Annotated in this window: 7 protein-coding genes and 1 pseudogene; 3 read left to right on the plus strand and 5 right to left on the minus strand. The window is 52.0% G+C overall.

Features of this window, described 5'->3' with window-relative positions:
- Positions 1 to 1,240, minus strand: a 1,240-nt coding sequence (locus AC06ND_RS04645; RefSeq protein WP_475677824.1) for a YeiH family protein, incomplete at its 3' end; no start/stop codon positions are given.
- Positions 1,241 to 1,330: 90 nt separating this feature from the next.
- On the opposite strand from AC06ND_RS04645, the gene AC06ND_RS04650 reads away from it, so the two are divergent.
- Complete coding sequence (locus AC06ND_RS04650) at positions 1,331 to 1,990, plus strand: CpXC domain-containing protein (RefSeq protein WP_475677825.1); 660 nt, start codon at positions 1,331 to 1,333, stop codon at positions 1,988 to 1,990.
- Between the two features lie 21 nt (positions 1,991 to 2,011).
- Here the strand turns inward: AC06ND_RS04650 and galK are convergent, their stop codons facing one another.
- Positions 2,012 to 3,157, minus strand: a complete 1,146-nt coding sequence (galK, locus tag AC06ND_RS04655; protein WP_475677826.1) for a galactokinase — start codon at positions 3,155 to 3,157, stop codon at positions 2,012 to 2,014.
- An 83-nt stretch (positions 3,158 to 3,240) separates the two neighbouring features.
- Here galK and AC06ND_RS04660 point away from each other — a divergent pair, with 83 nt between their 5' ends.
- Complete coding sequence (locus tag AC06ND_RS04660) at positions 3,241 to 5,349, plus strand: S9 family peptidase (RefSeq protein ID WP_475677827.1); 2,109 nt, start codon at positions 3,241 to 3,243, stop codon at positions 5,347 to 5,349.
- Positions 5,350 to 5,351: 2 nt separating this feature from the next.
- Here the strand turns inward: AC06ND_RS04660 and AC06ND_RS04665 are convergent, their stop codons facing one another.
- The gene (locus tag AC06ND_RS04665) at positions 5,352 to 6,293 is read right to left on the minus strand and encodes an endonuclease/exonuclease/phosphatase family protein (RefSeq protein ID WP_475677828.1); all 942 of its coding nucleotides are present in this window, start codon (positions 6,291 to 6,293) and stop codon (positions 5,352 to 5,354) included.
- Positions 6,294 to 6,347: 54 nt separating this feature from the next.
- Here AC06ND_RS04665 and ychF point away from each other — a divergent pair, with 54 nt between their 5' ends.
- The gene (gene ychF, locus AC06ND_RS04670) at positions 6,348 to 7,451 is read left to right on the plus strand and encodes a redox-regulated ATPase YchF (protein WP_475677829.1); all 1,104 of its coding nucleotides are present in this window, start codon (positions 6,348 to 6,350) and stop codon (positions 7,449 to 7,451) included.
- A gap of 134 nt (positions 7,452 to 7,585) precedes the next feature.
- On the opposite strand, the gene AC06ND_RS04675 is transcribed toward ychF, so the two are convergent.
- Together AC06ND_RS04675 and AC06ND_RS04680 are read right to left on the minus strand one after the other, a co-directional pair.
- Positions 7,586 to 9,595: a peptidylprolyl isomerase gene (locus AC06ND_RS04675; protein WP_475677830.1), complete on the minus strand. Its 2,010-nt coding sequence runs from the start codon at positions 9,593 to 9,595 to the stop codon at positions 7,586 to 7,588.
- Positions 9,596 to 9,677: 82 nt separating this feature from the next.
- Positions 9,678 to 9,917 (minus strand): annotated as a pseudogene (locus AC06ND_RS04680) (hypothetical protein); the annotation flags it as partial.

A 9,917-nucleotide genomic window follows, 5' to 3' on the forward strand; every position in this document is an offset into this window, starting at 1 on the left:
GCCAAAGAACCTTACCGCCCTGGAGCTGCTTGCCGATGGTCTTGAAGTTGGTGTCGAGTCCGATGCTGGTGAAGGCAAGGACGAAGCACCAGTTCTTGTACTGGTCGAGGACCTTGTTGATTGCGCTGACCTGGTCGCCGCCTGCGAGAGGGAGGACGATGAATGAAGCAACGAGGGATGCGATGAAGAATCCGACGATGAACTTAGGGAAGCGCGTCCAGATCTCGTTTGCACCGACCTTCTGACCGTTGTTGCCCTCGACGCGGGTAGCGAAGAAGAGAGCCACGAAGAACGCGATGAAACCGATGAGGATGTTCTGGATCATCTTTACGAGCACGGCTGCCTTCTCAGCTTCGCCGCCAAGCTCAGCACCAGCGAGTGCAACTGCACCTGTACTGTCGACGGTACCACCGATGAGCGCACCACCCATGATTGCAGACATGCCGCAAGTCTTGATGATGATCGGCTCGATTACCATCATGATGATGGTGAAGATGATGGAGATGGAGATGGCCATTCCGAGGTCCTGCTTCTTGCAGTTAGACGCTGCGCCGGTAGCGATGGCTGCAGAAGTACCGCAGACGCTGGTCGCAGATGCAAGAGTGATTACCAACGGCTTGTTGTCCATCTTGAGGACCCTTGTGCCGAACCACCACATGAAGAGGATGACCACTGGGGTCACGATCCATGCGATGCCGAGACCATAGAGACCGAACTTCGCGATGTTGCTGAAGAGGACAGAGAATCCCATGATGACGAGACCAGTCTTCACGTAGAACTCCGTCTTGATTGCCGGACGGAGCCACTCAGGAACACCGACGGTGTTCGCGATGATGAGACCTACGATGAGTGCCCAGAAGGCCCACTCAAAGTAACGATTGAGAGTAAACTCTGCGCTGATGAGGCGCACGATCACAGCAAGTACAAACAGCGTAAGGAAAGCCGGGATGTACTTCTTGACGTCCCCACCCTGAATCTTGATGGCTGCGGTGAAGAGAGCTCCGATCACCAGAACGGTGACACAGAGTCTGATCCAGAAACTTGCAGAGGCGAACTGAGCTCCGAGAGGAGTCACCTTTGCTGCCGCAGCTTCGGAGAGAGATTCTCCGCAAGCCCAGGTGCTGAACTTAAGTGCGGAAAAGTCGAACCAACCGGTAAGAACCGAGATTGCGCCGATAAGGATCACGATGAAACCGATCCAGCAGGCCATCCAGTCCTCGGAGGTCAACTTCTTTGCCAAATTGCTCATTTGTTTAGGTTTAATGGTTGATAATATAATTATTGGCGGAAGCAAAGATAGACATATTTTTTTAATTGCTATTTTTGCACCATGTCACTAATCTCACACACAAGCGCAGGCTGCTGCAAATGCGGCAGGAAAGCAGACATAACGGTCTACAGAAGCATAAACACGGCAGACGACCCTCAGCTCAAGGAGAAGGTCAAGGACGGATCCATATTCGTATGGCAGTGTCCAGACTGCGGACAGGCGAATCTCGTGAAATACGAGACGCTCTACCATGATCCGGATTCGAAGCTCATGATATGGCTCACCCCTGCCGGAGACCTTCCGGAGAGCGAGATGAAGGCTGTGACAAACCATGCCAAGGCCATGGGCGACTATACCCTGCGCCGCGTAAGCGACGTGAGCTCGCTGATGGAAAAGATACTCATCTTCGAGGCCGGGCTGGACGACGTGGTGGTCGAAATGTGCAAGTACGTGACGAGGGTCGAGATGGCGGCAAAAGCCGGCGAGGACAAGGCGACCCAGATCCTGAATCTGCCTATGCACTTCTATCGCAAAGGTGTTCAGGACGACACCGAGTATATCACACTCTCTTTCCCGGACAACGGTAAGATGGTCGGCTGCAACATCGGTTTCAACGTATACGAGGACTGCCTCGGCATATTACAGCGAAACCCTTCCATCAAAGCAGAGGAAGGGTTTGCAAAGGTCGACGGAGCCTGGCTGACCAGCCTGCTCGGATAATCTTTTCTATTCTTCGGTTTCCTACTGAAGTCTTCTGGCGCCGTCTCCGATGACGACGTCGTAGATCTTCGGTGCATGTCCGAATTTCTCGGTGAACTTTTCCACCGCTGCATCCACGAACTCCTGGTAGAGTTCCTCCTTCACGAGGTTGATGGTGCAGCCGCCGAAACCGCCACCCATTACGCGGGATCCGGTGACATCCATCTTGCGTGCAAGCTTGTTGAGGAAGTCGAGCTCCTCGCAAGAAACCTCATAGAACCGGCTGAGACCGAAATGGGTCTGGTACATGAGCTCGCCCACGGTCTCATAGTCGTTTCTCTCGAGAGCATCGCAGACGTCGAGCACCCTCTGGACCTCGCCGATAATGTATTCGGCGCGGAGGAAATCCTCCTGTGAGATCTCCGAGCGCACCTCGTCGAGCCAGAGACGGTTGGCATCGCTGAGGAAATCCACCTCCGGATGGTTCTTCTTGATGGCAGCTGCAGCGTTCTCGCACGACTGACGGCGCTTGTTATATGCGGATGAAGCGAGTTCATGCTTCACGCACGAGTCGACGAGGACAAGCTTATATCCCTCCGGATTGAAAGGGAAATACTTATATTCCATGGTCTTGCAGTTGAGCCTGATGAGGCTGCCTGCCTTACCGAAGCATGAGGCGAACTGGTCCATGATGCCGCACTTCACACCGCAGTAATTGTGCTCGGTGCTCTGTCCTATCTTCGCCAGTTCGAACTTGTCGATATGGTTTGAGTTGAGGTCGTTGACGGCAAAAGCGAATGCGCTCTCGAGGGCAGCAGACGAGCTGAGTCCGGCTCCGAGAGGAATATCTCCCGAGAAGACGGCATTGAAGCCACCCACCTTACCTCCGCGCTTGACGGTCTCGCGACAGACGCCGAAGATGTACCTTGCCCACTGCTGGGTAGGTGCGTCACCCTCCTCCAGGCCGAATTCTGCATACTCATCGATATCCAGAGCATAGGCACATACCTTCTCCGTTCCGTTGAGTGCAATCTCGACCATGATGCCCTTGTCGATAGCTCCAGGGAACACATATCCTCCGTTATAGTCCGTGTGCTCGCCGATGAGGTTGATTCGTCCCGCAGATGCATAGAATTGTCCCTCGCATCCGAAAAGTGTATTGAATTTGTCTGAAATTCTTGTCTTCATATCCTAAAGATCCGTTTTACGATCGGGGAGGTCCAAATTTACCTTTTTTTTCGTTATTTTTGCCTAAATTTTAACTAAAGACAATGAATTACACACTCAAAACACTTGTCCTTGCAGCAGCTGTCGCACTTGTCCCAGCGATGGCCGGAGCGCAGGATTTCTATCAGACCTATGAAAAGGCTGATCAGGCAAGAATCGAACAGAACCTCGCTTACAACGGCCCTGTACAGGGCGTATGGAAGGATGCCGATTCGTTCATCTACTCAAACCATGAGCAGGATGGCGACAAGGTTTACGAGGTGAACGTAAGGACCAAGAACAAGAAGGTAGTCTCTGAGCAGGAGCTCAACGAGCTCAGGCAGAGATACAACAGGCCATACTATGATCCTTCTGACGAGAGCGAATACTATCACAGAAGAGACAACAGAAGCTTCAAGTCTCCTGACGGAACCGCAGAGGCCTATATCAAGGACAACAATGTCTGGGTCAAGAAGGACGGACAGGAGAAGCAGCTCAGCTTCGACGGTTCTGAGACCTATCCTTACGAGAGGATCATGTGGTCTCCTGACTCAAAGAAGATCGCTGCAAGCAAGAAGCAGGTGCTCAAGGAGAGGCAGATCCTTCTCCGCACCTCTCGTCCTGACACTCAGGTTCAGCCTACATACAGGTGGCTCGACTATGCGAAGCCAGGCGACACCCTCCCTCAGACCGAGGTTGCTCTCCTCAATGTGGAGACCGGTGCCATAAGGGTTGACAACGCTCCTTTCGCAAACCAGTACTCACTCTATCTCGGCCAGTGGTCACCTGACTCAGAGTGGTTCACCTTCGAGTACAACCAGCGTGGCCATCAGGTATACCAGCTCGTAGCAGTCAATGCACGTGACGGTAGGACCCGCGTCCTCGCAGACGAGAACACAGCTAAGTACGACTACAAGTTCATCTACTACAACGATCTCTATCGTTACTATTTCAAGGATGGCAAGCGTATACTCTGGATCTCAGAGCGCGACGGCTACAGGCATCTCTACATCGTTGACCCAGTATCTGCAAGGAACACCCAGCTCACCAGCGGCGAGTGGAACGTCAGGGAAATCCATGAGGTGAACGAGGCTCAGGGCTACATCCTCTTCTCTGCGAACGGACTCAACGAGAAGAAGGGCGAGGACCCATACAACAAGCACGTATGCAAGCTCTTCATCAAGAGTGGCGAGATCGTGGACCTCACTCCTGAGAACGCATTCCACACCCCTATCTTCTCTCGTGACTACACCTGCTTCATCGACAACTACTCTCGTCCAGACCTTCCTAACACCGCTGTGGTACGTTCTTCTTCAGACGGTTCCATCATGATGGAAATCCAGAAGCAGGACATCAGCGCCCTCCTCAAGAAGGGCTTCACCATGCCTGAGGTATTCGTCGCCAAGGGCCGTGACGGCAAGACCGACATCTGGGGCACCATCTATCGCCCAAGGAACTACAAGCCTGGCAAGAAGTATCCTGTCATCGAGTACATCTATGCAGGTCCGCATGACTCACATGTCGAGAAGGTCTTCTCTTGCAACTCACGTAACATCACCCTCTGTGAGCTCGGATACGTAGTCGTTACCATCGACGGTATGGGAACCGACAACAGGTCAAGGAAGTTCCAGGACGTATGCTGGCAGAACATCAAGGACGCAGGTTTCCCTGACCGCATCCTCTGGATCCAGGCAGCAGCGAAGAAGTACAAGAACCTCGACATCTCCAATGTCGGTATCTACGGATACTCAGCAGGTGGCCAGAACACTCTCGCAGCGCTTCTCTTCCATCCTGAGTTCTACAAGGTCGGCGTAGCTCTCTGCGGATGTCACGACAACCGCATGGACAAGATCTGGTGGAACGAGCAGTGGATGGGCTACCCTATCGGCCCATGGTACTCTGAGAACTCGAACGTGGACAATGCAGACAAGCTCCAGGGCAAGCTCTTCATCATCAACGGCGAGGTCGACGACAACGTGGATCCTGCATCTTCACTCCAGGTGGTTGCCGAGCTCATCAAGAACGACAAGGACTTCGAGCAGCTCTACCTCCCAGGTTACTCGCATAACCTCGGTGCAAAGTGGATCACCAGAAAGATGTTCGAGTATTTCTACAAGAATATCCCTACAAGCAGCGGCAGCTCATCAAGCAAGTCTGCTGCACCTAAGAAATAAGGCTAAAATCTAACCCTAGCCACCACCGGAAGGTGGTCGGAGACTCCGCCCAGATATCTCGGCCCAGAGTAAGTCCTCAGAGGCTTCTCGCCGGAATGGGCGGAGTCTTTGGCTATTATGAAAGGCGGATAGGCTATCTTCATGCTTGCACCCTCAGCCAGGTCCTCGGTAGCCATGAACATATCTATGAGCTCCCATTTCCCTTCGTAGCGTATGGTTCCTTCTCCTCTCTCCGCAATGGGCTCGGCGAGGTTAACCATGGTTCCCCGGACAAGTTCGAAAGCCTCGCCGTCCGGCGTGTCGTTGAAGTCCCCCATCGCAAGGGTATTTCGATTTCCAAGGCTCTCCACGACCGAAAGCATCGTCTCCATCGCGCCTATTCTGCGCGACGCACTCGTACTTCCCCCGTACTTGGAAGGATGATGGTTCACCAAAAGGTTCAGAGTGTCGTTTTTTGCATCCAGAAGGCGGACTTCAAGTATGTCTCGGGTAGTTGAGCCATTGACGGCGTGCGGACGCGAAGAAAGCAGGGAAAGAGCCTCCTCCCTGTATATCAGGCCCACGTCTATTCCTCGAGGATCCGGAGAATCGTAATGGACATAAGAATAGCCGAAGGAGGACAGCGCAGTATTGCGCACCACGCTTCTGAGTACGAATTCATTCTCAATCTCGGCAAATCCCACGGCGTCCGGAAGACGACCTTCCCTGTCCGCTATCCACAGGAGCGTCTTCGCAACTGCATTGCACTTGGTCCAAAACCTTTTCCTGGTCCACCTGCGAGGCCCCGTCGCCGAGAATTCGGCATCCGACGAACCACCTCCGCCGTCCGTGTAATCAAAGAAATTCTCAAGATTCCAAAATACGACAAGCAGCGAATCTCTTTCCTCCCCCACTGCCGTAAATGTGCCCATGAGGCACAAAAGTACGGTCACAATCCTTTTCATAGCGGCAAGTTAGTAAATTCTTGCTAACTTTGCAGCCCTAAATTCAGATAAATCATGGCATTGAAATGCGGCATCGTAGGATTGCCTAACGTCGGCAAATCCACACTGTTCAACTGTATAAGCTCCGGAAAGGCCCAGAGCGCCAATTTCCCATTCTGCACCATCGAGCCAAACATCGGCTCAACCATGGTACCAGACAAGCGTCTTGACGTGCTTACAGAGATCTGCAAGCCACAGAGGACCATTCCTGCAACGGTCGAGATCGTCGACATCGCGGGTCTTGTGAAAGGCGCCAGCAGAGGTGAGGGACTCGGTAACCAGTTCCTTGCAAATATCCGCGAGTGTGACGCAATCCTCCATGTACTCCGCTGCTTTGACGACGGAAACATAGTGCACGTTGACGGCAGCGTCAATCCTGTACGTGACAAGGAGGTCATCGACATGGAGCTCCAGCTCAAGGATCTCGAGACAGTGGAGAACCGTCTCGCAAAGACAGAGAAGCAGGCAAAGGTCGGCGCAGACAAGAATGCCAAGAAGCTCTGCGAACTCCTCGCAAAGTATAAGGAAGTCCTTCTCCAGGGCAAGTCTTGCCGCACTGTCGAGCTTGAGAACGCTGAAGAGGAGGCCCTCGCAAAGGAACTCTACCTTCTCACCAACAAGCCTGTGATGTATGTCTGCAACGTGGATGAGGCTTCAGCAGCAAACGGAAATGCCTATGTTGAGGCTGTACGCGAGGCTGTGAAGGACGAGAACGCAGAGATACTCATCATCTCGGCCAAGACTGAGTCCGACATCGCAGATTTCGAAGATTATGACGAGAAGCAGATGTTCCTCGAGGAGATGGGACTCGAAGAGCCTGGTTCGGCAAGGCTCATCCAGAGCGCCTACAAGCTCCTCGGTCTCCAGACCTACTTCACCGCGGGTGCTGACGAGTGCCGCGCATGGACCATACGAAAGGGTGACAAGGCACCTAAGGCAGCCGGCGTCATCCATACAGACTTCGAACGTGGCTTCATCCGCGCTGAGGTAATCAAATACGATGACTTCGTAAGTCTCAAGTCGGAGGCAGCATGTCGCGCTGCCGGAAAGCTCGGTGTCGAAGGTAAGGACTATGTCGTACAGGACGGTGACATCATGCACTTCCTCTTCAATGTATAAACTATCGGAATAGCATACACACAAAAAGGCGGAGACTTTGCGGTCTTCGCCTTTTTTGTATCTGTATAAAAATAAAGCAATCGCCATTCTTCACAGAGTGGCGATTGCTCGTGTTGTGTGCTAATTTCTTCTGATTAGAAGAAACGTGCTCTATTATCTTTCACGTCAGCATCGTCCATCATAACGTACATAAGCATCTGCGCGTTCCTCTGTGCGATCTGCATTTCACTTGCCTTAGCATCATCCTCGGTGAAGTATGCACCGGTGTCACGTGAGTTGACGCGGTATACATATACACCATATGCACCAGCCACAGGACCTGAGATCTGACCGATCTGCGCTGCTGAAACTGCACCTACGAATGCAGGATCAGAACCCTGGCTCATAAGTGATGAGAAGGTGATGTCCTCGCTGTGGCTGACGGTAGTACCGAGAGCCTCTGCGATAGCCTCCATTGAGTTGAGACCAGAGATCTTCTTTGCGATTTCTGCCTTCTGGATCTCGGCAACCTTGTCAGCCTTGAGAGTGCTCTTGATAGTTGCGGCAGCCTCCTCAACAGGAGCGTAACCCTCTTTGTGAATACCGGTGCAAGCAACTACGAAGAAGTAGTTCTGGTTGATGGTGATGATATCTGAAACCTTGCCGGCCTTCTTCTGATCGAAAGCCCAACGGGTGATTTCCTTGGTGTTCTCAACGCCTGCGAGAGTCTCGGCAGCCTCGGTCATCCTGTTAACTGGATGAGATACGAGACCGAGCTCCTCAACTGCAGCCTGGAAGTTCTCGAGCTTACCTGCTGACTGAGCTGCGAGATTGTTAGCCTCGCTGTATGCGCTGTTGTAGGTCTCCTTGCTAGGAAGGGCAGCCTTCTCATAGATGGCAACCTGCTTCTTGAGAACAGGCTCGCTAGCTGAAACGAGCTCTGCGAGGAACTTACCATAGCTTGGAACGTCTACCACGATAGGAGTGCCGACCTTAGCCTCGAAGAGTGGCTCGAAACCAGGAACCATATAGCTCTGGGTCATGGTCATAGGCTCTGCGTCGCGGAGAACTGCGAGAGTTGAATCATTCATCTCGCTGCCTGGAGCATACCTTACCTCGATCTCATCTGGGATCATCTTGCTGGCCATGATGCGTGCTGCATAGAAGACGTCACCGTTCTGAACCATCTCGCTTGTACCCTCAGCACCGCTGAACACGAAATCGTTGATCTCTGAGTTGACGGTATTGAGCTCGCCTGCTGCGTACCAGTAGTTAGAGAGAGGGCGGTCAGAGTTCCTGAGGAGGAAGCTCTTCATATTGTCGGTGGTAGTGAACTCCTCGTAGAGTGCGAGGTATGCATCCTTTGCATCAGCAACGTCCTTCGCAGAAGGAGTAACCTGGAAGAGTACGTACTCGATGTCACGGCTTGCATTCTGCTTGAAGAAGTCCTTGTGAGCGTTGTAGTAGTTCTTGATCTCGCTGCTGCTTACGTTAGCTACAGAATCAGCTACGAAAGCGGTAGGAACCATGACGAAGTCTACATTGCTGCTGACGTTGTTCTCCTCGATGAGCTTCGCGAGCATGAGAGGGCTCTGTACGTTGCTGTTTGCGAAGAGAGCTGCATACTTGGTGTAGTACTGCTGGGTACGGATAACGTTCTGCATGTAGTTCCAGAGGGTGTTGAGCCTTCCGGTCTCATCGTCCTTAGCTGACTGAACGAACTGAATGAGGTACTCCCTTGAGAAGTTACCGTTCTCGTCCATGAAGTTCTGAGCGATGATTGGAGAAACGTTTGTACCGGTGGTAAGGTCGATGAGCTCCTGCTCGCCTACCTCGATACCTGCAGCATTGGCATTCTTGATGAAGAGGTACTTATCGATAAGTGCCTGCCAAGCCTGATTACGGATTTCCTTGGTTTCCTGGTCACCTCTTACTGAAGAGCCTGTCATGAGCTCGCTGATTACAGTATAGGTATCCACATCAGCCTGAAAATCCTGATATGATACTGTCTTTCCGTTGATGTTACCTACGTCATACTTAGATGACATAGCCTGACTCACGGAGCTTAAGGTGTTCGGATCCACGATGAACGAGAGCAATGCAAGCGCGATGATCGCGGTGATTACTATACCGAACTTGACGCGAATTGTTTCAAGAACCGCCATTTGTTAGATATTTTTTATTGTTTTTAAGCTTTTAAAATGTGCTATAAGGGACGCAAAGGTAGTTATTTTCTTTCAATTACCATTATTTTTTTCGTAACGGACCAATAAAATTGGCCGTATCGATGATAACAACCGTGCTATCCTGCACAACTACGCCGTAACTGTCGAAAGGTTTCCTGATGATGGTATTGTTGGCACGCTGGTCTGAAACCATTCCGTATCCCTGCATGAATCCATCATTGGAGTACATCTTGACATAGCAATCCGTATAGATGGTCTCCTTCTCCCTGTCCCAGTAGAGCGTATCTGTCTCCATGGTCTC

This window comes from Candidatus Cryptobacteroides sp., assembly GCF_056207615.1.